The sequence below is a fragment of the uncultured Eubacterium sp. genome, from assembly GCF_934525195.1.
In the GTDB taxonomy this organism is placed as follows: Bacteria; Bacillota; Clostridia; order Oscillospirales; family Acutalibacteraceae; genus Eubacterium_R.
Genome location: NZ_CAKSZA010000008.1, coordinates 19243 through 45201, shown reverse-complemented (window position 1 = coordinate 45201; position 25959 = coordinate 19243). Strand labels below are relative to the sequence as shown.

Genomic DNA, 25959 nt, shown 5'->3' with positions numbered 1-25959 from the left:
TATGAAAAAATTTACAGTTATCGGTGCCGGACTTGCAGGCTGCGAGTCGGCGTGGCAAATAGCCGAAGCGGGCTACGAAATCACTCTGCTTGAAATGAAGCCTGAAAAGTTCTCACCGGCACATAAAAATAAAAATTTTGCAGAGCTTGTTTGTTCAAATTCACTCAAGGCATCAAGAATTGACAGCGCAGCAGGTTTGCTCAAAGAGGAAATGGCTCGACTCGGCTCACTCACTGTTCCTGTTGCAAGGAATTGTGCGGTGCCTGCGGGCGGTGCTCTTGCGGTTGACAGAAATGAGTTTTCTCAAACCATAACGGATATGATTAATTCGCATCCGAACATCACGGTTGAAAATAAACTTGTTGAGGAAATTTCACTTGATGATGACGAAATCCTGATTATCGCAACAGGACCTCTCACCGAGGGCAAACTCGGCGAAGCAATCCAAAATTTGTGCGGAGATTATTTGTCGTTTTATGATGCCGCCGCTCCGATTGTTATGGCAGACAGCGTTGATATGCAAAAGGCGTTCGGTGCTTCAAGATATGACAGAGGCGGAGATGACGACTATATCAACTGTCCGTTCAACAAGGCAGAATACGAAGCGTTTATTGATGAACTTGTCAATGCCGAGGGTGCAGTTGTGCACGATTTTGATGTGTACGAGGGTTGTATGCCGATTGAAAAACTTGCAAAAAGAGGACTTGACGCTCCTCGATTCGGCCCTATGAAACCGGTCGGACTTGTTGACCCGAACACAGGGCATAGACCGTGGGCGTGCGTTCAACTTCGCAGAGAAAACAGCAAGGGCACAATGTTCAACCTTGTCGGTTTTCAAACCAATTTGAAGTTCGGTGAGCAAAAGAGAGTGTTCTCTATGATTCCGGGACTTGAAAATGCGGAGTTTGTCAGATACGGCGTAATGCACAGAAATTCGTTTCTTAATTCGCCAAAGTTATTGAATGCCGATTTTAGTTTGAGAAGCAATCCAAACATATTTTTTGCAGGTCAAATCACGGGCGTTGAGGGATATATGGAATCTGCAGCTTCGGGAATTATGGCAGGCATAAATGCCGTAAGACGAGCAGAGGGCGAAGAACCGCTTGTTTTATCGGAATACAATATGATTGGTGCTCTTTCGCAGTATATAAGCGATGAGAGTGTAACGAATTTTCAGCCGATGGGTGCAAACTTCGGTGTTTTGCCTCCGATTGAGCCGAAAATCAGAGATAAGAGAGAAAGATATATGGCTCTTGCAAACAGAGCTTTGGAGCAATTATGAAAATTATAGTTGACGCAATGGGCGGAGATAATGCTCCGCTTGAAATAATCAAAGGCACGATGCTTGCGGTGGATGAGTTTGGCATTGATGAGGCTATTCTTCTCGGTGATGAAAATGCAATCAATTCTTGCATTAAGGAAAACAATATTGCATTGAAAAACACGAAAGTAATCAACTGCACGCAGGTTATTGACAACTGTGATGATGCAAAGGTTGTGCTCCGTGGCAAACCTGACAGTTCAATGGCTGTCGGTTTCAAACTCCTCAATGACGGTGAGGGCGACGCATTTGTCAGCGCAGGCAACACAGGTGCAATCACAGTTGGTGCAACTCTTATAACAAAGCGAATTAAGGGCGTCAAGCGACCTGCAATTGCTTCGGTTATGCCGAGCACAAGCAAACCGTTTGTGCTTATGGACTGCGGTGCAAACGCAGAATGCAAAAGCGAATATCTTTATCAATTTGGGCTTTTAGGCTCAATATATATGCAAAATATTTTCGGCGTTCCAAATCCTACCGTGGCACTTGCAAACAACGGCACGGAGGAAACCAAGGGAACACCGATCGTAAAAGAAGCGTACAATTTGATGAAGTCTGCACCGTATAATTTTATCGGCAACATCGAGGGCAGACAGATTCCGTTCGGTGATGCAGATGTTGTTGTTGCGGACGGCTTTACGGGTAACTTAATTCTCAAAACTTATGAGGGCGTTGCAAAGGCTCTTATGCAGGGTATTAAAAACGCTTTTTATAAAAATACATTTAGCAAACTTTCGTATCTCGGCGTTCGTTCGGGCATAAATGATATGAAAGCACAGTTTGACTACAAAGAATACGGCGGAGCTGTTATGCTCGGAGTTAAAAAGCCTGTTATCAAGGCTCATGGCTCGGCAGACGCTCGTTGTTTTAAAAATGCAATCAAGCAAGCGGTTAAGTTTGTTCAAACCGATTTGATAGAAAAAATAGAAAAAGAATTACAAAGCGAAGAGTAAAATGGATATTTCAACTTTAGAAGAAAAAATAGGCTACACCTTTAAGAAAAAGATTTATCTTGAGGAAGCGCTTACTCACTCCTCATATGCAAACGATAATCAAAAGAAATTTAATAATGAGCGAATGGAGTTTTTGGGCGACGCTGTTTTGAGCGTTGTGTCGGCAGAGTATTTGTATCATAAATTTCCGGACATGGCAGAGGGCGAGTTGTCAAAACTTCGTTCATCCCTTGTTTGCACCCAGTCACTTTCAAATTTTGCAAGAGAGATTAACCTCGGTGATTATTTGCTTTTGGGCAGAGGCGAGGAAAAAATGGGTGGCAAGGACAGGGATTCAAATCTTGAGGATGCCTTCGAGGCGCTCATTGCCGCAATTTATCTTGATGGTGGTATGGAACCTGCTAAAAAGCACATTCTTCACTTCCTTGCAAGAGATGTAAGCACTCATCACATTTTGTTCAAGGATTACAAAACCACCTTGCAGGAGGTTATTCAGCAGAACAAAGACGAAACCCTCAACTATGTTATTGTCGGCGAAAAAGGTCCTGACCACGACAAAGTATTTGAAGCGGAGGTTCACCTCAATTCAAATGTTGTCGGCAGAGGTGTCGGCAGAAGCAAAAAGCAGGCGGAGCAGGAGGCGGCGAAAGAAGCACTTTCGTTGATGGGAATTATATGAAAAAAGGAAATATCAGCATTTTTATTCCGCATCTCGGATGTCCGCAACAATGTTCGTTTTGCAATCAAAAAACAATCACGGGCAATGTCAAGCAACCGACAGCCGATGATGTGAGAGAAGCGGTTGAAATTGCATTGAAGAAAAAAGGCTACGAATACGAAATTGCATTTTTCGGCGGTTCGTTCACTGCGATTGACCGAGATTATATGCTCACGCTTTTGAAATCCGCTTATCCTTATGTTGAGGACGGAAGGGTGAACGGAATCCGAATCAGCACACGACCTGATTTTATTGATGACGAGGTGCTCACTGTTTTAAAAGAATACGGAGTGACTTCAATAGAACTCGGTGCTCAAAGTATGGATGACGAGGTGCTCAAGGCAAATCTTCGTGGACACACGGCGCAGGATGTTGTCAATGCTTCAAATCTCATCAAGTCCTATGGTTTTGAACTTGGACTTCAAATGATGACGGGGCTTTATCTTGATACGGACGAAAAGGCAATAGAAACCGCAAAGAAAATTATTGCGCTTCAGCCGGCAACAGTCAGAATTTATCCGACTGTTGTGCTAAAGGGCACAATGCTTGCACAACTTTATGAGGACGAGGTGTTTAATCCGCAAACAGTTGACGATGCGGCAAATCTTTGCACAAAGCTTGTTCCTATGTTTGAAGAAGCAGGGATAAAGATTATAAGACTTGGACTTCACGCTTCAAACGACATAAAGAAAAATGCCGTGGCAGGTGCTTATCACGAGTCGTTCGGCGAGATAGTCAAGAGCAGATTTATGCTCAATAAGATACTTAAATTAAGACCCGGAGATTACGAGATTATGGTCAATCCACGCTCGGTATCTCAACTAAAGGGTCAGCAAAAACGCAATATATACTTCCTTATGGAAGAGGGATATAACATAAAGGTTACTGTAACCGACAAGGTTGCAAAGGACGATTTAAAGATTATAAGACGGTAAAAGATATGTTACTACGATCACTTGAAATGCAGGGATTCAAATCGTTCCCTGACAAAACAGAATTAAATTTCGGCAAGGGTATTACCGCTGTTGTCGGACCTAACGGTTCGGGCAAAAGTAATATTTCCGATGCGGTGAGATGGGTTCTCGGCGAAACGAGCACAAAATCGCTTCGTGGTTCAAAAATGGAAGATGTTATTTTTGGCGGAACATCAAAGCGTAAGGCTCTCGGCTTTGCACAGGTTATGCTCACTCTCGACAATTCTGACGGAACACTCAAAGACCACGGCGAAATTGTCACCGTAACCCGTAGATACTATCGTTCGGGCGAAAGTGAATATAAGATTGACGGCGAAAGCGTAAGAAGAAAAGACATTCACGAGCTGTTTATGGACACGGGTCTCGGTTCGGACGGATATTCAATGGTGGGTCAGGGCAAAATCGACTCTATCATTTCTGCCAAAAACGAGGACAGACGAGAACTGTTCGAAGAAGCGGCAGGTATTTCTCGTTTCCGTCATAAGAGAAAAGATGCGGAACGTAGACTTGACCAGGCGCAGGAAAATCTTGTTAGACTTCTTGATATTTTAGGCGAACTGGAAAGCCGTGTTGGTCCTCTTAAAAAGCAGAGCGAAAAAGCACAGAAGTTCCTTGAATACAGCGAGGAAAAAAAGACTCTTGAAATCGGTGTTTGGCTCAACAAAATCAACAGATTTACCGTTGAATTGAGAGAGCAGGAGCATAAGATTGACGCTGTCAAGGCTTCGTATGAAATTTCCGAAAACGACCTTGCCGATATAGAAAAAGAACTTGAAGAAGTTGCAGAAAAGGTCACTTCAATCAATTTGGCGATTGAACAAAGCAGACTCGGTGCTTCGGGATATGAGGAAGAAGCACTCCGAAAAGACGGTGAAATCAGCGTTCTTAATGCAACTCTTGAACATAATAACGAAACTATCGAAAGACTCACGGCTGATATCACCGATGCGGACGGCACGGGTGCAACCATTGATGAGCAGATAGAGGCGAAAAATAAAACAATCGCAGAAAATGAAAAATTAATAGCAGACAAAAAGGCAGAGCTTGAAAGCGTTGCAAACGAACTCAGCAAAGTCCAAAACGAAAATATGGAAATTTCGGACAAGACGGTTGAACTCAATCAAATGCTTACTGCTCTTACCATAAAACTTTCCGACAGCAAGGTGAAAATGTCGCAGGCGACTTCGTCTATTGAGGAAATCAATTCTCGCAAGGACACTATTGCTTCGCAAATCGAGGCTACTCAAAAGGATATTGATTACACCCAAAGTCAGGCGGATGAGAGCAACAAAAATCTTGAATTCTTGAAAGAAAGAATTGACGAATACGAAAACTCTCTCGGCGGTTATCAAATGAAAGTTGACGCCAAAAAGCAAAAGGCGGAAAAGATTAAGCAGGAAGCCGAAAGGCTTGCACGCCAAATGGCGGAAAAGAGCGACCGTGCCCGTGTTCTTGAGGATTTGGAAAAGAATATGGAGGGATTTTCGGGTGCTGTAAAGGCGGTGCTCAAGCAAAGCCAAAGCAAGGCACTTCCGGGTGTTCACGGCACATTGTCACAGCTTATCACTGTTGACAATGAGAATTCAACCGCTATTGAAATCGCTCTCGGTGCGGCAATGCAAAATGTGGTTGTGTCGACCGAAAGTGACGCAAAGCGTGCCATTAACTACTTGAAGCAGAACAATGTCGGCAGAGCAACATTCCTCCCGATTTCCGCAATCAAGCCGAGATATATGGAAGAAAAAAATCTTGATGACAATTTCGGTTTTGTCGATGTTGCATCAAATCTTGTGGAATGTGATGAACAGTACAGAGATATTGTTGAAAATCTGCTCGGCAGAGTTATGGTTGTTGAGGATATCGATTGTGCCATCGCAATTTCAAAAAGATACAAAAATAGATATAAGATTGTCACCCTTGACGGTCAGGTGATGAATCCGGGCGGTTCGATGTCCGGCGGTTCAAAGGGTAAGGGAAGCGGTGTGCTTTCTCGTGCAAATCTTATTGAAGAATTGAAGGCAGAGGCTCAAAAAATCGGCGATGAACTTAAAGAAGTTCAGGCAGAACTCAAAAAAGCGGTTGAGGATGCAAATCTTGCGGCAGCCGATTTGCAAGGTGCGGATGCGGATTTACGCAACGCAAAGGAAGAGTACATTCGTGCCGAGGGTGACGCAAAGCTTATTTCGGACAAGCTTCAATCGTTCATCAATCAGCGAGATACGATGTGCAGAGAGCAGGAAAACAGCGAGGGCAGAATTCTTTTGTTCAATCAAGCTGTTGAAAATGCAAAGCAAGAGGCTGTTGAAATCGAAAAGCAAATGGCAGATACCGAAGCCGAACTTAACAATGTTTCGACAGGTGCAAAGGAACTTTCGTCAAAGCGTGATGAAATCAGAGAAAAGACGGAACAAATTAACCTTGACCTTGTAACTTTAACCAAGGACAGCGAGGCGGCAAGACTTTCGGTTGAAGAATTGGAACTTCGCAAGTCAACTCAGTCCGACAGGGTTAAGAACATCACAGATGAAATAAACGAGATTAAAGCCAAAAACGAAAATCTTTTGCTTTCTATCAATGATGTCAAGGCGCAGGCTGACGAACTTCGCCGAAAGGCAAGCGAAAGCAACGATGCCGTAACTCAAAAAATCGGCGACAGAAACGAGCTTGAAAAACGTTCAAACGAACTTCGTGCAAAAGAAAAGGCAACTCTTACCGATAAGGAAAAATTGTCGGGCGATATTGTCAGACTTGAAGAACGCAAGGCTAATATGAAAAAAGAATATGACGAACTCGGCGATATGCTGTTTGAACAGTATGAACTTACAAAACCCGAGGCACAGGCACTCGGAATTGTGATTGACGATATGGCGGAGGCTAAAAAGCGACTCCACGAAATCAAGGTTGCAATCAGAGGACTCGGCTCAATCAATGTCGGCGCAATCGAGGAATACAAGGAAGTATCAGAAAGATACAATTTCCTCAAGGAACAGACGGACGATATTGAGCAGAGCAAAAAAGAACTTGCAAAGATAATTGACGATTTGACCTCATCTATGAGCGAAAAGTTTATGACCCAGTTCAATAAGATTAACACAGAATTCAAAACTTGCTTTGCCGATTTCTTCGGCGGAGGCAACGGCGAGATTATTCTTGAAGACCCTGATAATTGCCTTGAATCGGCTATTGAAATTAAGATTCAACCGCCGGGCAAGTCGGTGCAAAACATCAATCTTTTCTCCGGCGGCGAAAAGTCGCTTGCGGCAATGGCGTTGCTGTTCAGCGTGCTCAAAGTTCAGCCGTCACCGTTTTGTATTTATGACGAGGTTGAGGCGGCACTTGACGATGTCAATGTTGAGCGTTTTGCAAAATATATGCGCCGTATGACAGACAAAACACAGTTTATTTCCATCACTCACCGTAGAGGCACAATGGAAGAGGCGGATGTTTTGTACGGCGTTACAATGCAGGAAAAGGGCGTTTCAAAACTTCTTGAACTTCAGTCGGCAGAACTTGCCCAGCAAATGGGCTTAGAAGCGTAGATTGACGATAACGCATTTAAAACGCACCATAAATAATCTAACTGATTTTTGCCTCTTTTGTGTAAATGGAGGCGGCAACACAAAGTGTTGGCGGAGGGATTGGAAATATATTTTGTACATCGAGTACAAAATATATTTGGTGCTTTCCGTTTTTTGCTCGGGGGCGGTACCTATGTACAGCTCCCACTCGCAAGAAAACGAAATTTAAACGCGTTCTCCTCAATCTAAAAGATTTCTTAATACAAAAAAATAAAGTATCATATTTCAGCGAGGAATTAACATATGGGTTTGTTTGATAAATTCAGAAAAGGTCTTAGAAAAACTCGTGATGAGGGTATGGTTAAGCAGATTAACGAAACCATCGAATCTCACGAAAAAATAACAGACGAGCTTTTTGACGAGCTTGAAGAGGTATTGATTATGGGCGATGTCGGTTTTCCGACAGCAGAGCGAGTAATCGGTGACCTTAAAGAAAAAATTGCCAACGACAACATCACAAGCGTTCCGCAGGTTAGGGAAACACTCAAGGATATTGTTGCCGGTGTTGTTTGGGGCGGTAGCTATCTTGCACTTCGCACCAAGCCGTCAATCATTCTTGTAATCGGTGTAAACGGCGTTGGCAAAACCACCACAATCGGCAAGCTTGCAATGAGATTAAAATCTATGGGCAGAAGCGTTGTTTTGGGCGCAGCCGACACCTTCCGTGCAGGCGCTATCGAGCAGTTGCAGGTTTGGGCTGACAGAGCAGGCGTTCCGCTTGTAAAACACGGCGAGGGCGCAGACCCGGCTGCCGTTGTTTACGACACAATTCAGTCGGGCAAGGCAAAAAATGCGGATGTAATCATTATTGACACGGCAGGCAGACTTCACAATAAGAAAAATCTTATGGATGAACTTAACAAAATCAGCCGTGTAATTGACAGAGAACTTCCGAATGCAAGCCGTGAAACTCTCCTTGTGCTTGATGCAACAACAGGTCAAAATGCCGTTAATCAGGCAAAAGATTTCAAGGAGGCAGCAGGCATTACGGGTATTATCCTCACAAAACTTGACGGCACGGCTCGTGGCGGTGTTGTTCTTGCAATCAACAACGAACTTGATGTTCCTGTTAAGTTTGTCGGTGTCGGCGAACAGATTGACGATTTGCAACCGTTTGACGCAGAGGCTTTTGCATCTGCAATGTTTGATATAAAGCCAACTCACGATGACGACAATACAATCGCCGATTTCATCAACGAAAGTGTAAAAACCGAGGAAGAGCCGACAGAGGAGGATAAAAAGTAATGGATTTTATTCTTGCGACAAATAATATGAAAAAACTTGCGGAAATGCAGAGAATTCTCTCTCCGCTCGATATAAATGTTGTCACAGCAAAAATGCTCGGAATTACACTTCCCGAAGTTGTTGAGGACGGCGACACATTTGAGGCTAACGCAAAAATCAAGGCTGAATCGGCTTGTAAGATTACAGGACTTCCTGCCATTGCAGACGACAGCGGTCTTTGTGTTGATTACCTTAACGGTGCACCCGGTATTTATTCGGCTCGTTTTGCAAATATCGAAACTCACAACGGCGTGAATGTTGACAACGAAAAGAATGCAGACGATGAGGAAAACAACAATCTTCTTCTCAAAAAACTTGAGGGTGTTGAGGAGTCGGAGCGTACGGCATATTATGTTTGCACCATTTGTTGCATTTTTCCCGACGGCAAGGAAATCACAGTAAGAGGCGAGTGCCACGGAACAATCGGCTTTGAGCGTGACGGCAACGCAGGTTTTGGATATGACCCGTTGTTCATCATCAACGGCAAGTCGTTTGGCAAATATGAGGGAGAAGAAAAAGACAAGATTTCTCACAGAGGCAACGCATTAAGAAAGTTAACAAAGGAATTGGAGAATATTTTATGACATCAAAAGAAAGAGCGGCTTGGAGAGCAAAGGCAAATTCTCTTGAGGCTATTATACAAATAGGCAAAGAGGGTATCACCGACAATCTTATTACACAGATTGACGACACCCTTGATGTAAGAGAACTTATCAAAATTCGTGTTCACCTTGAAACTGCACCGCAAACTCCGAAAGAGCTTGCACCGCAGCTTGCAGAAAGATTGGACGCTGAGGTAATTCAGGTTATCGGCGGAATTATTGTTCTTTACAGAGAGGCTGACCCCGAGAGAATTCAGGCAAAGAAAAAGGCAAGAGGTCAGGGCACGGCAAAAGCCAAGGCAAAGAAGAAAGTTAAGATTAAGGGACTTCGTCAAAGACAGAGAGAAAAGGAAGCCAAAAATCCTTATGCTGTTTATGACCGCCCTCGTTATCGCAACGACCGTGACAAAAAGCAGGGTAACAGCCGATGAAAACAGGCATATTCGGCGGAGCGTTCAATCCTGTTCACAACGGGCATTTGGCACTTGCCGAGCAATATAAAAAAACACTTTCGCTTGACAGGATTATATTTATCCCGACTGCAAATCCACCGCACAAATCGTCTGACGGTTTGATTGACGGAAAGCACAGAATAAATATGCTGGGGCTGTGTGTGGGCGAGGATGAAATTGTCAGCGACATTGAATTTAAGCGTGACGGCAAAAGCTACACATATCTCACAATTTGTGAACTGAAAGAAAAGTATCCCGATGATGAATTTTACTTGATTGTCGGAGCAGACCAATTCTTCTATTTTGAAAAGTGGTATAAGTTTGAAGAAATACTTTCTGCCTGCACGGTTGTCACAGCGGCACGAGAAAAAAATCAGTATGATGAAATGCTGGTGTTCAAGGCGGAACATCCAAGATTAAAGGATATTGTTGTGTCGGAATTTGATGTTATCGACATTTCGTCATCACAGATTAGGGATATGATAAAAAACGGCGATGATGTGTCGTACTATATCCCCGAAAGTGTAAACGAATATATAAAGGAGCACAGGCTCTATGTATGATTTTGAAAAGTACGAAAAGCTGATAAAAAGCAGATTGTCCGAATATCGCTATACCCACAGTATGAATGTTGCGAAGCGGGCAAGGGAACTTGCAAAGATTTATTCTCTTGATGAGGACAAAGCGTATCTTGCGGGAATTCTGCACGACATCACCAAAGAAACGGATTATGCCGAGCAGGAAAAATATATGGATAATTTAGGCATTATCCCCACAGAACTTGAAAAAAGTAACAAATTGGTGTATCATCAAATTTCAGGGTCTTGCTATGTCAAGAGCGTTCTCGGCATTGATGACGAGGAAGTTTTGAGTGCAATCCGTTATCACACAACGGGTCACGCAGAAATGACAGACTTTGAAATGGTGATTTATCTTGCCGATTTGACAAGTGCGGAGCGTAGCTATCCGGATGTTGAAAGCGTGAGAAAACTTGCCGACAATTCGCTTACAGATGCAATGCTTTGTGCCACTCGGTTTACGATAACCGATTTGGCAAATAAGAACAAACTGATTCATCCCGACACTCTTTATTGCTACAATTGGGTGCTTCAAAAGGCAATAAACGGACAGGCGGATTAAATAAAAATAACAGCAGGGCTTCGCCTTGCCTAAACAATATATAATGTTTATAATAAAGGAATGACTATGGACAAGGAAAATTATTTGGAAATTGCACAGATAGCCGTAAAGGCAATCGACAGCAAGCGTGGTGACGATATTGAACTTATCAAGGTTTCGGACATCACGGTTTTAACCGACTATTTTGTTATTGCAACAGCAAATTCAAACACACAGCTCAAGGCTATTGCCGATGAGGTTGAATATAAGTTGTCAGAGGCAGGCTATGAGCCTCATCACATTGAGGGCGAACGCAGTGAGTGGGTTTGCCTTGATTATGCAGGCTGTGTAATTCACATTCTTCTCAAGCAACAGCGTGGATTTTATCAAATCGAGCGCCTCTGGGAGGACGGCGAAAAAATCGACATTGACGATATTATTGTCAAAGAATAACAGTAAATAATTCCTATGGAGGACTGACATAATGGAATATAATTTTAAACAAATCGAATCAAAGTGGCAAAATGTTTGGTACACCCAAAACACATTTGCCGCAAAGCAGGATTTCTCCTTGCCAAAATATTATTGCTTGGTAGAATTCCCTTATCCAAGCGGACAGGGCTTGCATGTCGGACACCCTCGTTCATATACGGCTCTTGATATTGTTGCCCGTAAGAAAAGACTTGAGGGCTACAATGTTCTTTATCCTATGGGTTGGGACGCTTTCGGACTTCCTACCGAAAACTTTGCTATCAAAAATCACATTCATCCGGCAGAGGTAACAAAGAACAATGTTGCTCACTTCAAACAGCAACTTCAATCTCTCGGCTTCTCATTTGACTGGACAAGAGAAATCAACACCACAGACCCGTCTTACTACAAGTGGACACAGTGGATTTTCCTTCAGCTCTTCAAAAAAGGCTTGGCATACAAAAAGGAAATGGCTGTCAACTGGTGCACATCTTGTAAGTGCGTTCTTGCAAACGAAGAAGTTGTAAACGGCGTTTGCGAGCGTTGCGGAAGTGAAGTTATCCGTAAGAACCAAAGCCAATGGATGCTCAAAATTACAGAATATGCAGACCGTCTTGTAAAGGACCTTGATGATGTTGATTTCATCGACAGAGTTAAGACTCAACAACGCAACTGGATTGGTCGTTCAACAGGTGCAGAGGTTGATTTCGGCACAACTCTCGGCGACACTCTCACCGTATATACAACCCGTCCCGACACACTTTTCGGTGCAACATATATGGTTATTTCTCCTGAGCACCCTTATATTGAAAAGTGGGCAGACAAACTCACTAATATTGATGAAGTTCGCAAGTATCAAGATGAGGCTGCTCATAAGTCTGATTTTGAAAGAACAGAACTTAACAAGGACAAGACAGGTGTAAGACTTCAGGGCGTTATGGGCATCAATCCTGTAAATAACACAGAAATTCCTATTTTCATTTCAGACTATGTACTCGTTTCTTACGGAACCGGCGCAATTATGGCTGTACCTGCTCACGACACTCGTGACTGGGAATTTGCAAAGAAGTTCGACCTTCCTATCATTGAAGTTGTTGCCGGTTCAAAGGTTGGCGTTGAAAACGAAGCGTTCACCGATTGTGCAACAGGTGTTATGACAAATTCCGACTTCCTCACAGGTATGTCGGTTGAGGACGCAAAGGTTGCCATCACTGAGTGGCTCACAAAAGAGGGCAAGGGACATCAAAAGGTTAACTTCAAACTCCGTGACTGGGTATTCTCTCGTCAAAGATATTGGGGCGAGCCGATTCCTATCGTTAAGTGCGAAAAGTGCGGTTATGTGCCTCTTGACGAAAGTCAGCTTCCTCTTACACTTCCGAATGTTGAATCATATGAGCCAACCGATACAGGCGAATCACCGCTTGCAAAGATGACAGATTGGGTGAACACAACTTGTCCTTGTTGCGGTGCTCCTGCAAAGAGAGAAACTGACACAATGCCACAATGGGCAGGCTCATCGTGGTACTTCCTCAGATATTGCGACCCACACAACGACAAGGAACTTATCTCTAAAGAAGCTGCTGAATACTGGACACCTGTTGATTGGTACAACGGCGGTATGGAGCATACAACTCTCCACCTCCTTTATTCAAGATTTTGGCACAAGTTCCTCTACGACATCGGTGTTGTTCCTACTTCCGAACCGTATCAAAAGAGAACTTCTCACGGTATGATTTTGGGTCAGAACGGCGAAAAGATGTCAAAGTCAAGAGGAAATGTTGTTAACCCTGATGAAATTGTTGACACCTACGGTGCAGACACAATGCGTCTTTATGAGATGTTCATCGGTGACTTTGAAAAGGCTGCTCCTTGGAATTCTGATTCTATCAAGGGTTGCAAGAGATTTATTGAAAAGTATTGGAATCTTCAGGAAAAGGTTGTTGACGGCGACGAGTTCACTCCTGAAATGGAAGCACTTATGCACAAGACAATCAAGAAGGTTACTTATGATATTGACAACCTTAAGGCTAACACAGCTATTGCTGCAATGATGTCGTTGGTAAACGAACTTTCGGCAAAGGGCTGCAACAAGGCAGAACTCAAGACGCTTACAATTTTGCTCAACCCGTTTGCACCTCACGTTACAGAGGAAATGTGGGATGTTATGGGCTTCGGCGGTATGGTTAATCAGGCAAAGTGGCCGACATACGACGAAGCAAAGACACAGGAAAACGATGTTGAAATCGTTATTCAGATTATGGGCAAGGTTCGTGCAAAGATTACCGTGCCTGTTGATATGGCAAAGGATGATGTTTTGGCAACAGCAAAGGCTGAGCCAAAAATTGCAGAACTCCTTGACGGCAAAGAAATTAAAAAGGAAGTTTATGTTCCGGGCAAGCTTGTTAATTTCGTTGCACTTTAATAAAAAAACAGCCTCCTCTTGTCGTTGACGGAGGAGGTAAAACAGGGTGTTATGGAAGTTTTTAAAAATTTTTGAATTTTTTTCAATTTTATTGCAACACTTTTGAAGTTTTTTTGTACTATTATTATGAGAGAGATCTCAAAGAGGTGAATTTATGGCGGATCTAAGCTTGGTAATTAGATCTCGACAGGGTGACAGGGAGGCTTTTTCACAGCTCTACCTTGAATATAAAGACTCTCTTTACCGCTATGCGTGGTATAAGATTGGCGACCCTGATTATGCTATGGATGCTGTGTCCGACACTATGTTGACGGCTCTCGAACAAATCGGAAAGCTAAAAAATCCAAAAGCTTTTTCCACATATTTGTTTCGTATTCACGCTGTCAGTTGTTCTCACTATGTGAAGGATGTCATCAATGCAAAGGAGAGCGAAGATCTGTCCGAAGTCGAAAGCGGTCTTTCGGCGAGTGACGGTGACTTTAAAGCACTTGAATTGCGAGAAGCGTTAGCCATACTGAATGATGTCGAAAAAGACATAGTTCTTCTTTCAGTATCGGGTTTTAACAGCAAGGAAATTGCCAAAGTCACCGGCTATACCTCTGGAGCAACAAGGTCAAAACTGTCACGAGCTTTGGCAAAAATGCGTGATTTCTTGGAGGGTAAGTATGAAAAACAATGATTTTGACTTCATCAAAGCCCAATTTGATGAAGCACGGGTCGAAGTGCCCGATGAACTCGACAAAAGAGTGCAATCAAAACTCAATAATGTACGCCCTGTAAAAATAAAGTTCAGACAAACAACTGCGTTCAAGGCAGGAATGAGTATAGCGGCGTGCATCGCCGTTTTTGTTATGGTTATCACAACCGTAAATATTTCCGATATTGATTACAGAATCAGGTCGGACGAGGCAGTTACTTCGGCAAGCTCACTTGAAAATTTTGAAAGCTATGAAAAGGTTGAAAAATACATCAAAAAGAGCCAAAAAAAAGAAAGACACGGTTATAATTCTGTGGCAAAAGGAGAACCGTCTCCAGAATTGATTCAGTATATGGAATCGTCAACAACCGCAACAAATCCGAATTCTAATTCTGACAGCGCCGAAACCTATGTTCAGGAATCGGGCGTTGACGAAGCCGATATTATCAAAACAAGCGGCAATGATATTTATTACATCAATCGTTCGTTTGACGAGGAAGCAGGCGTTGACAAACGCACCGTCAATGTGATTGAAACAAAAAAAGGCAAGGCAACTGTTGCCAACACAATTGACTTCAATGATGAGAACAGCGTTATTGAGGATATGTTTGTGTCGGACGAAAAGCTTGTTGTAAACTGCACCAGTTTTTCAAGTCCAACGGTGAGCAAAAAGGGCGTAAGTTATCACAATGCCACCAAGGCAATAGTTTATGATATCAGTGACAAGGAAAATCCAACCGAGATTAATTCATTTGAACAGTCGGGTGTGTATATTTCTTCAAGGCTTGTCGGCGATATTTTTTATATCGTGTCAAGTTATAACATCAGTTCATCTTCAACGGTTAAGGATTATATTCCGTCAACCTGCACCGGTGATAACGATGCAGACAAGCTCAGAGCAAAAGATATTTATTATGCAAAAAACGGAGTCGGCACAAGTTATATTGTTGTGACCGCTCTTGATGTAAACACTTGCGAAACTATCGGCACAACAAAGGCTGTGCTCGGTTGCGGTGAGGATGTTTACAGTAACAAAGATTATCTTTATGTTTACGGCTATGACCTTAATGACAATGAACCTAACACCACTATTGCAAAAATTTCGCTCAAGGACGGCGTCAAGTTCTGCGATTATGTAAAAATCAAAGGCTCGGTAAACAATCAGTATTCTTTCGCCGAAAAGGACAATCATCTTTGCGTGTTCACAACTCAGACGGTTAAGGGCAAGGAAAACAATTATCTTTATGTTTTTGATTCAAATTTAAAGCAGGTCTACAAGTCCGAAGCGTTTGCAAAAGGTGAATCTATAAAAGCGGTTAAGTATATTGATGATTATGCTTATGTAATCACATATGAAAACACCGACCCGCTGTTTATTATCAATCTTTCAAATGTGAAAAAGCCGAAGTTTATGGGCAATGTTGAAGTTGACGGATTTTCGTCTATGCTTGTGAATGTCGGTGATGACCAACTCCTCGGAATTGGGTACAACACATATTTTGATGATGAAAATATTGAACGAACAGACGGATTGAAGTTTGTGCTGTTTGATGTTTCAAATCCGCTTGAACCAAAGGTGCTTGATGAAAAAGTTTATCGCACGGTTTCAAGTGAGGCGCAGTATAACCCAAAGGCACTTGTTGAAAACAGGGAAAAGGGATATTATGCTGTTCCTGTCGTAAATGATGAAAACACTCAAAAGGGTGCAATTGTTGTGTCTGTTAAGGACGGCAAGATTATAGAAAAAGAAAATTACACTTCTAAACTCAAAAAAAGTTCATACGGCGGTATGAACACAAGAGTCACTTATGTTGGTGATTATTATTATCTTCTTGATAACGCACTTGATGTTTCGTCGTTCAAATTGAAATAAAATTAAAAGCGGATTGCGTTCGGCTTCAATGAAGTCTAAATCGCAGTCCGCTTTATTTTTCGTTTTGGTTAATTCGAATTATTAATTAGCCGAAATATCTCTTGAGAAGTCCCTCAAATGCCTTGCCGTGACGAGCCTCATCACGAGCCATCTCGTGAACTGTGTCGTGGATTGCATCAAGGTTTGCTTTCTTTGCAAGGAGTGCAAGCTGAGTCTTGCCCTCTGTTGCGCCTCTTTCAGCTGCTACTCTCATTTCAAGGTTTTTCTTTGTTGAATCGGTTACAACTTCACCGAGCATTTCTGCAAACTTTGCAGCGTGCTCTGCTTCTTCGTAAGCTGCCTTTTCCCAATAAAGACCGATTTCAGGATAACCCTCACGGTGTGCAACTCTTGCCATTGCAAGGTACATACCAACTTCTGAACATTCACCGTTGAAGTTGTCACGAAGACCCTTTACGATTTCTTCGTCAACACCGTCAATGATGCCAACCTTGTGCTCAGCAGCCCAGTCGTTGCTTGCATTGTCATCTCTGACAGCCATTTTAGCACCGCAGAGAGGGCATACATCGATTGGTTCGTCACTTTCGTAGCCACATACAGGGCAATAATACTTCTTGTTCATTTCAAATACTCCTTATTTCTTAAAAATTATTTTTGTTTGCATTTCGGGCAAAAGCCGCTGAAATACACATCTTTTGTTTTTGTTTCAAAATCATCAATGCCTGTGCACTTGATGTCATCAATCAAAAAGTCAAAAATTTTGTTGCATCCGTTGCACCTGAAGTGACCGTGCAGTTTGATGTCTGCGTCGTATCGGATGCGTTCGTTGTCAATCTTGATTGCCAATATCAATCCCTCTTTTTCGAGCGACTGCAACACATTGTATATTGTAGTTCTTGATGTGTTGGGATTGTCCTTTAGCATAAATTGATACACTTCTTCAACATCGGGGTGGGTTGGATGCTCACTCAGATATTTGTATATCGCAATACGCTGTGGGGTGGCTCTGTAAGAATGACTCTTGAACATTTTTTGAATTTGAAGTTCAGTCATTTTTGTCACCTACATTGTAATGATTACAATCTAACTATACACAACTTTCACTCAATTGTCAATACTTTTTTGAAAAATATTTTGAAATTGCGACAATTTTAAATAATGTTATGAAATTTAAACGATATTGACAAAAAAATCACAAAGTCTTGTCAATTGTGACAAAGTTCGGTAATAAACATTGACAAAAAAATTAACATCTATATAATGTAATATAGGCGATGCAAAAAAGCAGTAACCATATTATAAACTTTTATATTTAGAGAGGTAAAGAAAAATGTCAAGAGTATATAACTTCAGTGCCGGTCCATCAACACTTCCTGTAAGCGTTTTGGAAAAAGCAGGCGCAGAGATTATGGATTATCACGGAAGCGGTCAATCTGTTATGGAAATGAGCCACCGTTCAAAGTGGTTTGACGACATCATCAAAGACGCTGAAAAGCTTATGAGAGAGCTTTATCAAGTTCCTGATAACTACAAGGTTTTGTTCTTGCAGGGCGGTGCTTCTGCACAGTTCTCAGCTATTCCGCTCAACTTTATGAACGGTTCGGGTAAGGCAGATTACATTATTACAGGTCAATGGGCTAAAAAGGCTTTTCAGGAGGCTCAAAAGTACGGCGATGTTGTTGCCGCCGCTTCTTCAGCCGATAAGACATTTTCATATATTCCAAAGACAAAGCCTGAAGATTTCAGAGAAGATGCAGACTATGTTTATATGTGTATGAACAACACTATCTTCGGTACTGTATACAAAGAACTTCCACCTGTCGGCGACAAGGTTCTCATTGCCGATGTTTCATCATGTGCTCTTTCCGAGCCGCTCGACATCAGCAAGTTTGGCGTTGTTTATTTCGGTGCTCAAAAGAATGTTGCTCCTGCCGGTTTGGTTGTTGTTATCGTTCGTGAGGATTTGCTCGGCAACGCAAGAGATATTTGCCCGGTTATGATGAACTACAAGGTTCAGGCAGACGCAGATTCTCTTTACAACACCCCTCCATGCTGGACAATTTACATCTGCAAGCTTGTTCTTGAGTGGATTAAGGAAGAATTCGGCTCACTTGAAGCAATGAAAGCTCATAACGAAAAGAAAGCCGCTATTCTTTACAACTTCCTTGACAATTCAAAGATGTTCCATGGCACGGTTGTTCCTGAGGACAGAAGCCTTATGAATGTTCCTTTTGTTACCGACAGCGATGAACTCAATGCAAAGTTCATTAAGGAAGCAACAGAGGCAGGTTTTGTAAACCTCAAGGGTCACAGAGTTGTCGGCGGTATGAGAGCTTCTATCTACAATGCTATGCCAATCGAGGGTGTAGAAAAGCTTGTTGAGTTTATGGCAAAATTCGAGAAAGAAAATCAATAATTTTCGAGTTATATAGAGGTAAATAATATGTATAATATTAAACTTTTAAATAAGATTTCAAATGTCGGACTTTCAAAGTTCGACACAAAGGAATTTGCATATTCCGATGATATGGAAAATCCTGATGCAATTATGGTGCGTTCTGCATCAATGCACGATATGGAAATGCCTGAATCACTCCTTGCAATCGCAAGAGCCGGCGCAGGCACAAACAACATTCCTGTTGCAGACTGTGCAAACAAGGGCATTGTTGTTTTCAACACACCGGGCGCAAATGCAAACGCAGTTAAGGAACTTGTTGTTTTGGGTATGCTTTTGTCATCAAGAAAGGTAACAAAGGCTATTGATTGGTGCAAAACAATCAAGGATGAGGGCGACAATGTAGGCAAAACCGTAGAAAAGGGTAAGTCTGCATTTGCAGGTCCCGAACTCAAGGGCAAAACTCTCGGCGTTATCGGACTTGGTGCTATCGGCAGACTTGTTGCTGAGGTTGCGGTTGACCTTGGTATGGATGTAATCGGTTACGACCCGTATTTGCCTGAGGACGCAGTTCTTAAAAAGGGAATTACTGTTAATAATAATTTGGACGAGATTTTCCCTGTTGCCGATTATATCACGGTTCATGTTCCGCTTACACCGGACACAAAGCATATGATTAACCGTGATTCAATCGCAAAGATGAAAGACACCGTTCGTATTATGAACTTTGCCCGTGGCGACCTTGCAGACAGTGACGCTGTTATCGAGGCTCTTGACGAGGGCAAAATGGCTTGTTATGTAACCGATTTCCCGGATGCAAAGCTTATCGGTGTTGACGGTGTAATTGCCATTCCTCACCTCGGCGCTTCAACTCCTGAGAGTGAAGAAAACTGCGCTGCTATGGGTGCACAGGAACTTATTGATTATCTTGTTGACGGTAACATCAAAAATTCTGTTAATATGCCACCTGTATTTATGCCGAGAACCGGTGTTGCTCGTGTAACAATCATTCACAAAAACCAGCCGAATATGATTGCCACAATTACAGACACATTCTCAAAGGACGGCGTTAATATCGCATCTTTTGAGGACAAGAGCAGAGGCGACATTGCTTACTCAATCATTGAGTGTGACAGTGATGTAACAGACGCTGCTGCAAAGGAAATTGAAGCTATTGACGGCGTTATTCGTGTTCGTGTAATAAAGTAATTATTATATAATTTGAGCATTTAAAAAGCACCTTGAACTGCTTAGGTTTAAGGTGCTTTTACTGTTATTGATTATCTTTTCTTTGGCGTTCTTTGTGCTTTTCTGCAAGTTCGTCAAGGTGTTCTTTTCGCTTTTCAACGATTTCTTCGTGGTAATCGTGGAGCTTGCGGTAAAGTTCGGGTTGTCTGTCACGAAGCAGGTGCATATGTTCGTGACGGCGGTCGCGGAAGTTTTTGAACGCTTCCTCGTCCTCTTCTTTTACATATTGGTACAGAGTTTCTCGGCGTTCCTCAATTTGCTTTGCAAGTTTGTCTTCATCGATTCCTGTTGATTTTGAAAGTTCACTCAAATGTAATTCGAGCGATTCAAGAAGAATGTCTTCATCAAATGAGCCGAGTCCGGACCATAGGTCTGTGAGTTCAAGCAGACTTTTTTCATTAAGGTTTGCATTTTTTGCATTTTTGAGAATATCCTCGGTGTAGGTTTCAATTCGTTCCTCAGCCGAGTCGCCGAAAGCCCATTCAAATTCGTGCAGTAACTGCTCTTTAAAGTTTGGTGTAACGGTTGTTTCGTTGTCATTTTCACCGAGTTCAAGCTCATACGGCTTTTGAATACCTTGTGCACGAAGAGCTGCTGATATTGTTCGCCTTACTCCGCCTTCTTCTATTATGTGACCCAAGTCAAGCTGTCTGAGTTCATCATTGAGAGTGTGCGAATGCTCTGTTAAGTAAAAACGAATTCCGTTTTGCTTTAGCTTTGTATATATGCCCTCAAGTGTTGCCGCACCCGTTGTGTCTATGCTTCCGATACTGCTTGCATCAATTATTACGCATTTGGTGTCGGGCTTTACGGAATTTTCTATGTCTTCTCTGAATTCTTTTACATTTGCAAAAAACAGATTTGCCCTGAAGCGGTATATAACAACATTTTTAATCGGTCTTGCATTTTCATTCGTGTTCAAATCAAAGAAGCCGCCTCTGTTCGGTACAACTCCCAAAAATGAGCGTGGCGGATTGCTTTCACGAATTACGACATTTACAAAAGAAAGAATAACACCGATGATAACGCCGTAGATTGTGCCGAAAATCAACACTCCGAAAAATGCGGCAAGGAAGATGAAAAATTCTTTTTTGTTGATTTTACGCAACTTTTTTGCAAGGTCAAATTCTATTGCACCCAGCAAAGCCGATATAACGATTGCCGTCAATACGGGCACGGGCAAATACTGAATAAATCCTGTGCAAAATGTTACGATAACAAGCATAATAACGGCGGCGGTAATTGATGTTACTTGACTTTTGCCGCCAAATTGATTGTTCATTGAACTCCTTGAAACACTGCCGTTAACAGGGCAACAGCCGACCGCAGAAGCCGAAATATTGCACAGTGCAAATGTGAGCACCTCGTTGTTGTCGTTGATTTTGTAATCGTTTCTTATTGCAAAATTATTTTCCGACAGCAGGGTTTCTGCCATTATAACAACGGCTATTGTGAGCGACAACCCCATGCCTTTTATCGGACTGACAGCCGAAAAATCAAGCAGGCTGAAGTTATCAAGGCTGTTTGTAACCTTGGGCAGCGTGCTGATTTCAAACGGCGTGCAGTAGTTAAAGAAGTACTGAAGTACACCTGCCGCAATCATGATGAGTACCGGCATGGGAAACTTTGGTGCAAATTTTTTGCATATCAAAATCAAAGCAAGCGTTGTAAGTCCGAGTATAAGCGACGACAAACTGAAATTGAGCTTTGCCTGTTTAACTATGTGAACCGCAAGCTCGTGAATTTCACCTGTGCCGGATACGCCGCCGAAAAGTTTTGGTATTTGCATAAGTATGATTGTTGTGCAAATTCCGCTGATAAATCCGCCCATAACAGGAGTGGATACATATTCGGTCAGCCGTCCTGCCTTGAATATATAAAACAAAAACAGCCATATGCCCGTATAAAATGCAAGGAGGGGTACTGCTTTTTGTGCATCTTCGCTGCCTGCCGATATGCCGAGAGTTGCAAGCACTCCGCCTACCAGTGCCGCAGGTGCCGCATCAACACCGAATATAAATTGCGGCGATGAAGAGAACAACGCAAATATTATCACCGGCAGTATTGAGCCGTACAGTCCGTATATTGGCGGCAATCCTGCAATTTGTGCATATCCCATTGATATCGGAATAGATACAAGTGCAATGATTATGCCGCTTATTATGTCATTTGGCAAGGTTTTGAACCTTGCTTTTTTCAGTCCACCAAACATTATAACATCATCTCGTTTATTTTTTTAGTCTTGCTTCAACTCTGTAAATAGGGAAGCCTTGTGATGAAAATCTTGCTTCGTATTCGGTCACGATGTTTCCCTCAAAGTCGCTGTTGTGTAAGTCCAAACTGATGTTTGAAAGTTCAAATCCGTTTTTGCTGAAACTTTCAAGCGAAAATTCAAAGAAGTGCATATTGTCGGTCTTTTGAAAAATTGCCGCATCATCGGTCATAAGCTCTTTGTAGATGCCTAAAAATCTGTCTGCTGTCAATCTGTGGCAGCCGTGGCTCTTTTTTGGATATGGGCAAGAGAAGTTGAGGAATATCAAACTAATGCTGTGTGCCGGCAAATAAGACGGCAGATATTCGGCTGCACAGTCCAAGAATTTGATGTTTGTCAAGTTCTCTGCCTTTGCTTTTTCACAAGCGGTGCAGATTACATCTCTCACCTTTTCAACGCAAATGAGGTTGATTTCGGGATTTTGCTTTGCGTATGTCACGCCGAATGTGCCCATTCCGCAACCGACTTCAAGATATACAGGGTTGTCGTTGCCAAAAAGTTCTTTCAAATCAAGAAGATGCTTTTCGTTTTCAACATCGTTGAAGTTCAAACTTTCGTTTCTCAATGTGATTAAGTATTCGCTCACCTTGTCGAGCCTTTCGTCAAGGTTCTTTTTGTGTCTCATTCTCATAGTTTTTACCGTTCCTTAATTATCGTAGTTTTAATTTGTAATAGATTTCAACACCTTTTAAAAAGGCGAACAGTATAGCGTACAAAACTGCCTGATGTCCAAGATAGAACCACAGACTGTTTCGTCCCACAAAGGCAAGCACCTTTGAATGTTTTTTGTATGTCCAACTCGGGAACTTTCCGTCTTTGGCATATTCTCCCAAAAACGCTCCTATCAAAAACATAAACAGCCACGGGAAAAGTGCAAAGTAGTCCGCACTTTCAAAACTGTTGTTGAATATTCCGAGCGGCATAAGTGCGTTCGTTGACGGTGTCGGCAATTTTATCAAGCCGAACAAAAGACTGCCGGAGCTTATTCCGTATGTTGCCGAAAACAGCACGGCACAGATGAGCACCCCGATTCGTGCATCGATTTTTTCTATCAACGGCATTGCCAATCCCGTGATTATCATACAAGCACCCAAGCAGTGAAGTATGCCGAAATATATTTGTGCCCCGTCAATCCCCATCAGTCTTGGCATTATCACAACCGTTACAAAGGTGATGACCAATCCTGCACCGAACACGATTAATCCTCGCTTAACTGCGTTTCGTGACAGCCGTGAGCATATTCCCGATATGATGATGAATATTGCCCAAAATATCGGCTGAACGGTGCACAACTCGTTGAATATCTTGTATCCCCAATCAAGTTGAAGTATATCGCCGACATCCAAAAAGAAGTGGTGCACAATCATTGCCAATGTCGCAAATCCCCTCAACTCGTCAAGCAATTCTATTCTTTTTTTCTTTGCTTCCATATTTCACTCCGTTTGATTATTAAGTATATAATATATCATTTAAAAAATATTGTAAATATAAATTTTATATGTTATTATAACATTGTATATTACAACTTGAGGTACAGGTTTATGAAGATATATAACATATTGCAATACGGAGCAAAGGGCGACGGCAAAACCAATGATGCTTTTGCCATTCAGCACGCTATTGATGACTGCGCAAAAAACGGAGGCGGACAGGTTGTTTTGCCATCGGGCAGAGTTTATTACAGTGACTCAATCAAGCTCAAGGCAAATGTCGATTTGCATATCCAAAAAGGTGCAAGGCTCAAAGCAACAAGTAATATTGACGGATATATTCGTCCGAATAAATTGATAAACGACCCAAAAACCGCACTTATCGGTAATCCTGTAACAGGCAAGCCGAGTTTTGTGTTCATCTATGCTTATGAAGCGGATAATTGCACAATCAGCGGAGAGGGAACTATTGATGCAAACGGTCACGCATTTGTTCAGCGAAAGGACAGATACTATGTGACGGGTGACTTTTATCCTCGTCCGACCGTTATGTATGTTGAAAAAAGCAATCACATCACATTCAAGGAATTCACGGTTGTCGACGCTCCGTTTTGGACTCTTCATCCGGCGGGCTGTGATGATGTTCTTATTGACAGAATTCGTATCCTCAACGATTTGGATGTTGCCAATTCAGACGGTATCGACCCTGACCATTGCAGTAATGTTAGAATTTTGGGTTGCCATGTAACTTGTGCGGACGATTGTATTTGCCTCAAGGCAAGCAAAGGCAATGCCGAATACGGTCCGTGCGAAAATATTATTATTGACGGTTGCACTCTTGTTTCAACCTCTGCCGCAATCAAAATCGGTACGGAGGGTGTGGGCGATTTCAGAAATGTTATTGTTTCAAACTGTATTATTTCACGCTCAAACAGAGGGCTTTCAATCCAAATTCGTGACGGCGGATGTGTTGAAAATGTTTCGTATTCAAATATTATTATCGAAACACGAAGATTTTGTCCTGATTGGTGGGGCACGGCGGAGCCTGTTGTAATCACGACATTTAACAGAGATGAAAATACAAAAAGCGGCACAATCAAAAATATTAGATTTTTTAATGTCACCGCAAAAGGCGAGAATGGTGTGCTCATCCACGGCAATGCCGAAAACATCATTGAAGATGTCACCTTTGAAAATTGCAAAATCACTCTCACCAAAACATCAAAATGGGATTGCGGAATGTATGATTTGCGTCCTTGCCTTGATTGGGGAGTTGAAAAATACGACAATTCCGCATTTTTCATCAGATATGCAAAAAATGTGCTTATTGAAAAAACTCAGACAATGTGGGGCAATCTTTGCGACAGCTACAAGCACGCAATAGATGCCGAAAATGTAGAAAATCTTGAGCTTGTCAGATTTGACGGCAAGGCGGTTTCTTCGCTTGTTGATGACATAAAGCTCAACAATGTAAAAATGGTAAAATAATCGGAGGTATAATATTATGATAGAAATGAAAGGTTATAAGATTAATTCGCTTGAATTTGAAAACAAGGTTGAAAACGGAACTCAGTTGAAGCTCCAAAATCATGTGAAATACAATGTGAATTATATTGATTCGGAAAACAGATGCGTGGGTATTCTCCACTTCAGAGTTGAGGATGCGGATATGCAACCGTTCGAAATCAATCTTGAAATGGCGGCAGAATTCTCATTTGAAAACACAGATGAAAAGCCTGACATTCATGTTGAGTCGTTCGACCAGCTTTTCCCGTTTGTTCGCCAAATCATCAACAACACAACATCAATGGCAGGTATGCCGGGTCTTATGATTCCTATGATGAAGCTCAATAGGGACACTGTTGCTGTAGGTAAGCCTGAAAATAACGATGACGGAGAAATGCTCAACTAATGGCTGATTTGTGTGATACTTGTTGGTATAATGTTTATGATGAGGAAGCCGATACAAATATGTGCGACCTTCAACTTGACCAAGACGAATACGGCGAGCTTCTCATTCGTGAGCGTCAGGGCAAGCCGTGCAAATATTACCGCAAGGATGTCGGAGAATACGGCATTGTAAGAAAACAAAATTAAAAAAACTATCCTCTTTGTTTGTAATTTGAACAGAGAGGATTTTATTTTTAACT

General features: G+C 42.2%; 24 protein-coding genes. 19 read left to right on the top strand and 5 right to left on the bottom strand.

The window, feature by feature from the left end:
- Position 1 precedes the first annotated feature (1 nt).
- The 14 genes from trmFO to Q0E03_RS08245 all read left to right on the top strand — a co-directional run bounded on the left by trmFO (position 2) and on the right by Q0E03_RS08245 (position 16464).
- A complete protein-coding gene (gene trmFO / locus Q0E03_RS08310) occupies positions 2 to 1282 on the top strand; it encodes a methylenetetrahydrofolate--tRNA-(uracil(54)-C(5))-methyltransferase (FADH(2)-oxidizing) TrmFO (RefSeq protein ID WP_297131546.1) in 1281 nt (426 codons plus the stop codon).
- Positions 1279 to 2274, top strand: a complete 996-nt coding sequence (gene plsX, locus Q0E03_RS08305) for a phosphate acyltransferase PlsX (protein WP_297131543.1) — start codon at positions 1279 to 1281, stop codon at positions 2272 to 2274. Before trmFO ends, plsX begins: the two co-directional genes overlap by 4 nt.
- 1 nt (position 2275) lies before the next feature.
- Entirely contained in the window at positions 2276 to 2953 is a 678-nt protein-coding gene (rnc, locus tag Q0E03_RS08300; RefSeq protein ID WP_294837319.1) for a ribonuclease III, read from the top strand.
- The gene (locus Q0E03_RS08295; protein ID WP_297131539.1) at positions 2950 to 3927 is read left to right on the top strand and encodes an elongator complex protein 3; all 978 of its coding nucleotides are present in this window, start codon (positions 2950 to 2952) and stop codon (positions 3925 to 3927) included. Before rnc ends, Q0E03_RS08295 begins: the two co-directional genes overlap by 4 nt.
- 5 nt (positions 3928 to 3932) lie before the next feature.
- Positions 3933 to 7505, top strand: a complete 3573-nt coding sequence (smc, locus tag Q0E03_RS08290) for a chromosome segregation protein SMC (RefSeq protein WP_297131538.1) — start codon at positions 3933 to 3935, stop codon at positions 7503 to 7505.
- A 282-nt stretch (positions 7506 to 7787) separates the two neighbouring features.
- Positions 7788 to 8789, top strand: a complete 1002-nt coding sequence (ftsY, locus tag Q0E03_RS08285) for a signal recognition particle-docking protein FtsY (RefSeq protein ID WP_297131537.1) — start codon at positions 7788 to 7790, stop codon at positions 8787 to 8789.
- Positions 8789 to 9412, top strand: coding sequence for an RdgB/HAM1 family non-canonical purine NTP pyrophosphatase (gene rdgB, locus Q0E03_RS08280; protein ID WP_297131536.1), 624 nt, complete (start codon positions 8789 to 8791; stop codon positions 9410 to 9412). Before ftsY ends, rdgB begins: the two co-directional genes overlap by 1 nt.
- The gene (locus Q0E03_RS08275) at positions 9409 to 9861 is read left to right on the top strand and encodes a YhbY family RNA-binding protein (RefSeq protein WP_297131535.1); all 453 of its coding nucleotides are present in this window, start codon (positions 9409 to 9411) and stop codon (positions 9859 to 9861) included. The genes rdgB and Q0E03_RS08275 overlap by 4 nt, the downstream gene beginning before the upstream one ends.
- Positions 9858 to 10445 carry a nicotinate (nicotinamide) nucleotide adenylyltransferase gene (nadD, locus tag Q0E03_RS08270; RefSeq protein WP_297131534.1) on the top strand — a complete coding sequence of 196 codons (588 nt, stop codon included), beginning with the start codon at positions 9858 to 9860 and terminating at the stop codon, positions 10443 to 10445. The genes Q0E03_RS08275 and nadD overlap by 4 nt, the downstream gene beginning before the upstream one ends.
- Positions 10438 to 11022 carry a bis(5'-nucleosyl)-tetraphosphatase (symmetrical) YqeK gene (yqeK, locus tag Q0E03_RS08265; RefSeq protein ID WP_297131533.1) on the top strand — a complete coding sequence of 195 codons (585 nt, stop codon included), beginning with the start codon at positions 10438 to 10440 and terminating at the stop codon, positions 11020 to 11022. Before nadD ends, yqeK begins: the two co-directional genes overlap by 8 nt.
- A 66-nt stretch (positions 11023 to 11088) precedes the next feature.
- Positions 11089 to 11454 carry a ribosome silencing factor gene (gene rsfS / locus Q0E03_RS08260; protein WP_297131530.1) on the top strand — a complete coding sequence of 122 codons (366 nt, stop codon included), beginning with the start codon at positions 11089 to 11091 and terminating at the stop codon, positions 11452 to 11454.
- Positions 11455 to 11485: 31 nt separating this feature from the next.
- Positions 11486 to 13894 (top strand): leucine--tRNA ligase, encoded by a 2409-nt coding sequence (leuS, locus tag Q0E03_RS08255; protein ID WP_297131527.1) that lies wholly within the window; start codon positions 11486 to 11488, stop codon positions 13892 to 13894.
- A 154-nt stretch (positions 13895 to 14048) separates the two neighbouring features.
- Positions 14049 to 14573, top strand: a complete 525-nt coding sequence (locus Q0E03_RS08250; RefSeq protein WP_297131524.1) for an RNA polymerase sigma factor — start codon at positions 14049 to 14051, stop codon at positions 14571 to 14573.
- Positions 14560 to 16464: a beta-propeller domain-containing protein gene (locus tag Q0E03_RS08245; RefSeq protein WP_297131521.1), complete on the top strand. Its 1905-nt coding sequence runs from the start codon at positions 14560 to 14562 to the stop codon at positions 16462 to 16464. Before Q0E03_RS08250 ends, Q0E03_RS08245 begins: the two co-directional genes overlap by 14 nt.
- Before the next feature lie 85 nt (positions 16465 to 16549).
- Here the strand turns inward: Q0E03_RS08245 and Q0E03_RS08240 are convergent, their stop codons facing one another.
- The gene (locus tag Q0E03_RS08240; protein WP_297131518.1) at positions 16550 to 17086 is read right to left on the bottom strand and encodes a ferritin family protein; all 537 of its coding nucleotides are present in this window, start codon (positions 17084 to 17086) and stop codon (positions 16550 to 16552) included.
- Positions 17087 to 17112: 26 nt separating this feature from the next.
- A complete protein-coding gene (locus Q0E03_RS08235; protein WP_297131515.1) occupies positions 17113 to 17517 on the bottom strand; it encodes a Fur family transcriptional regulator in 405 nt (134 codons plus the stop codon).
- Between the two features lie 277 nt (positions 17518 to 17794).
- On the opposite strand from Q0E03_RS08235, the gene serC reads away from it, so the two are divergent.
- Entirely contained in the window at positions 17795 to 18880 is a 1086-nt protein-coding gene (serC, locus tag Q0E03_RS08230; RefSeq protein WP_297131513.1) for a 3-phosphoserine/phosphohydroxythreonine transaminase, read from the top strand.
- A gap of 27 nt (positions 18881 to 18907) precedes the next feature.
- Positions 18908 to 20068, top strand: a complete 1161-nt coding sequence (locus Q0E03_RS08225; protein ID WP_297131510.1) for a phosphoglycerate dehydrogenase — start codon at positions 18908 to 18910, stop codon at positions 20066 to 20068.
- A gap of 64 nt (positions 20069 to 20132) precedes the next feature.
- Here Q0E03_RS08225 and Q0E03_RS08220 read toward each other — a convergent pair whose 3' ends face one another.
- From Q0E03_RS08220 to Q0E03_RS08210, 3 genes are read right to left on the bottom strand one after another with little or no spacing between them, the layout of a single operon-like run.
- The gene (locus tag Q0E03_RS08220; protein WP_297131507.1) at positions 20133 to 22319 is read right to left on the bottom strand and encodes a SulP family inorganic anion transporter; all 2187 of its coding nucleotides are present in this window, start codon (positions 22317 to 22319) and stop codon (positions 20133 to 20135) included.
- A gap of 16 nt (positions 22320 to 22335) precedes the next feature.
- Complete coding sequence (gene trmB, locus Q0E03_RS08215; RefSeq protein WP_297131504.1) at positions 22336 to 23004, bottom strand: tRNA (guanosine(46)-N7)-methyltransferase TrmB; 669 nt, start codon at positions 23002 to 23004, stop codon at positions 22336 to 22338.
- A 25-nt stretch (positions 23005 to 23029) separates the two neighbouring features.
- Positions 23030 to 23809 (bottom strand): heparan-alpha-glucosaminide N-acetyltransferase, encoded by a 780-nt coding sequence (locus Q0E03_RS08210; RefSeq protein ID WP_297131502.1) that lies wholly within the window; start codon positions 23807 to 23809, stop codon positions 23030 to 23032.
- 111 nt (positions 23810 to 23920) lie between these two features.
- Between Q0E03_RS08210 and Q0E03_RS08205 the strand changes: the two genes are divergently transcribed.
- The 3 genes from Q0E03_RS08205 to Q0E03_RS08195 are packed head-to-tail and all read left to right on the top strand — an operon-like array spanning position 23921 to position 25906.
- A complete protein-coding gene (locus Q0E03_RS08205) occupies positions 23921 to 25297 on the top strand; it encodes a glycoside hydrolase family 28 protein (protein WP_297131500.1) in 1377 nt (458 codons plus the stop codon).
- A gap of 16 nt (positions 25298 to 25313) precedes the next feature.
- Positions 25314 to 25721: a protein-export chaperone SecB gene (locus Q0E03_RS08200; RefSeq protein WP_294837352.1), complete on the top strand. Its 408-nt coding sequence runs from the start codon at positions 25314 to 25316 to the stop codon at positions 25719 to 25721.
- Positions 25721 to 25906: a DUF6472 family protein gene (locus Q0E03_RS08195; protein WP_078768247.1), complete on the top strand. Its 186-nt coding sequence runs from the start codon at positions 25721 to 25723 to the stop codon at positions 25904 to 25906. The genes Q0E03_RS08200 and Q0E03_RS08195 overlap by 1 nt, the downstream gene beginning before the upstream one ends.
- Positions 25907 to 25959: the final 53 nt, after the last annotated feature.

Excerpts from the sequence above, each read along its gene's own strand:
- trmFO (WP_297131546.1), top strand. The coding sequence starts at position 2 with ATGAAAAAATTTACAGTTATCGGTGCCGGACTTGCAGGCTGCGAGTCG.
- plsX (WP_297131543.1), top strand. The coding sequence starts at position 1,279 with ATGAAAATTATAGTTGACGCAATGGGCGGAGATAATGCTCCGCTTGAA.
- rnc (WP_294837319.1), top strand. The coding sequence starts at position 2,276 with ATGGATATTTCAACTTTAGAAGAAAAAATAGGCTACACCTTTAAGAAA.
- Q0E03_RS08295 (WP_297131539.1), top strand. The coding sequence starts at position 2,950 with ATGAAAAAAGGAAATATCAGCATTTTTATTCCGCATCTCGGATGTCCG.
- smc (WP_297131538.1), top strand. The coding sequence starts at position 3,933 with ATGTTACTACGATCACTTGAAATGCAGGGATTCAAATCGTTCCCTGAC.
- ftsY (WP_297131537.1), top strand. The coding sequence starts at position 7,788 with ATGGGTTTGTTTGATAAATTCAGAAAAGGTCTTAGAAAAACTCGTGAT.
- rdgB (WP_297131536.1), top strand. The coding sequence starts at position 8,789 with ATGGATTTTATTCTTGCGACAAATAATATGAAAAAACTTGCGGAAATG.
- Q0E03_RS08275 (WP_297131535.1), top strand. The coding sequence starts at position 9,409 with ATGACATCAAAAGAAAGAGCGGCTTGGAGAGCAAAGGCAAATTCTCTT.
- nadD (WP_297131534.1), top strand. The coding sequence starts at position 9,858 with ATGAAAACAGGCATATTCGGCGGAGCGTTCAATCCTGTTCACAACGGG.
- yqeK (WP_297131533.1), top strand. The coding sequence starts at position 10,438 with ATGTATGATTTTGAAAAGTACGAAAAGCTGATAAAAAGCAGATTGTCC.
- rsfS (WP_297131530.1), top strand. The coding sequence starts at position 11,089 with ATGGACAAGGAAAATTATTTGGAAATTGCACAGATAGCCGTAAAGGCA.
- leuS (WP_297131527.1), top strand. The coding sequence starts at position 11,486 with ATGGAATATAATTTTAAACAAATCGAATCAAAGTGGCAAAATGTTTGG.
- Q0E03_RS08250 (WP_297131524.1), top strand. The coding sequence starts at position 14,049 with ATGGCGGATCTAAGCTTGGTAATTAGATCTCGACAGGGTGACAGGGAG.
- Q0E03_RS08245 (WP_297131521.1), top strand. The coding sequence starts at position 14,560 with ATGAAAAACAATGATTTTGACTTCATCAAAGCCCAATTTGATGAAGCA.
- Q0E03_RS08240 (WP_297131518.1), bottom strand. The coding sequence starts at position 17,086 with ATGAACAAGAAGTATTATTGCCCTGTATGTGGCTACGAAAGTGACGAA.
- Q0E03_RS08235 (WP_297131515.1), bottom strand. The coding sequence starts at position 17,517 with ATGACTGAACTTCAAATTCAAAAAATGTTCAAGAGTCATTCTTACAGA.
- serC (WP_297131513.1), top strand. The coding sequence starts at position 17,795 with ATGTCAAGAGTATATAACTTCAGTGCCGGTCCATCAACACTTCCTGTA.
- Q0E03_RS08225 (WP_297131510.1), top strand. The coding sequence starts at position 18,908 with ATGTATAATATTAAACTTTTAAATAAGATTTCAAATGTCGGACTTTCA.
- Q0E03_RS08220 (WP_297131507.1), bottom strand. The coding sequence starts at position 22,319 with ATGTTTGGTGGACTGAAAAAAGCAAGGTTCAAAACCTTGCCAAATGAC.
- trmB (WP_297131504.1), bottom strand. The coding sequence starts at position 23,004 with ATGAGACACAAAAAGAACCTTGACGAAAGGCTCGACAAGGTGAGCGAA.
- Q0E03_RS08210 (WP_297131502.1), bottom strand. The coding sequence starts at position 23,809 with ATGGAAGCAAAGAAAAAAAGAATAGAATTGCTTGACGAGTTGAGGGGA.
- Q0E03_RS08205 (WP_297131500.1), top strand. The coding sequence starts at position 23,921 with ATGAAGATATATAACATATTGCAATACGGAGCAAAGGGCGACGGCAAA.
- Q0E03_RS08200 (WP_294837352.1), top strand. The coding sequence starts at position 25,314 with ATGATAGAAATGAAAGGTTATAAGATTAATTCGCTTGAATTTGAAAAC.
- Q0E03_RS08195 (WP_078768247.1), top strand. The coding sequence starts at position 25,721 with ATGGCTGATTTGTGTGATACTTGTTGGTATAATGTTTATGATGAGGAA.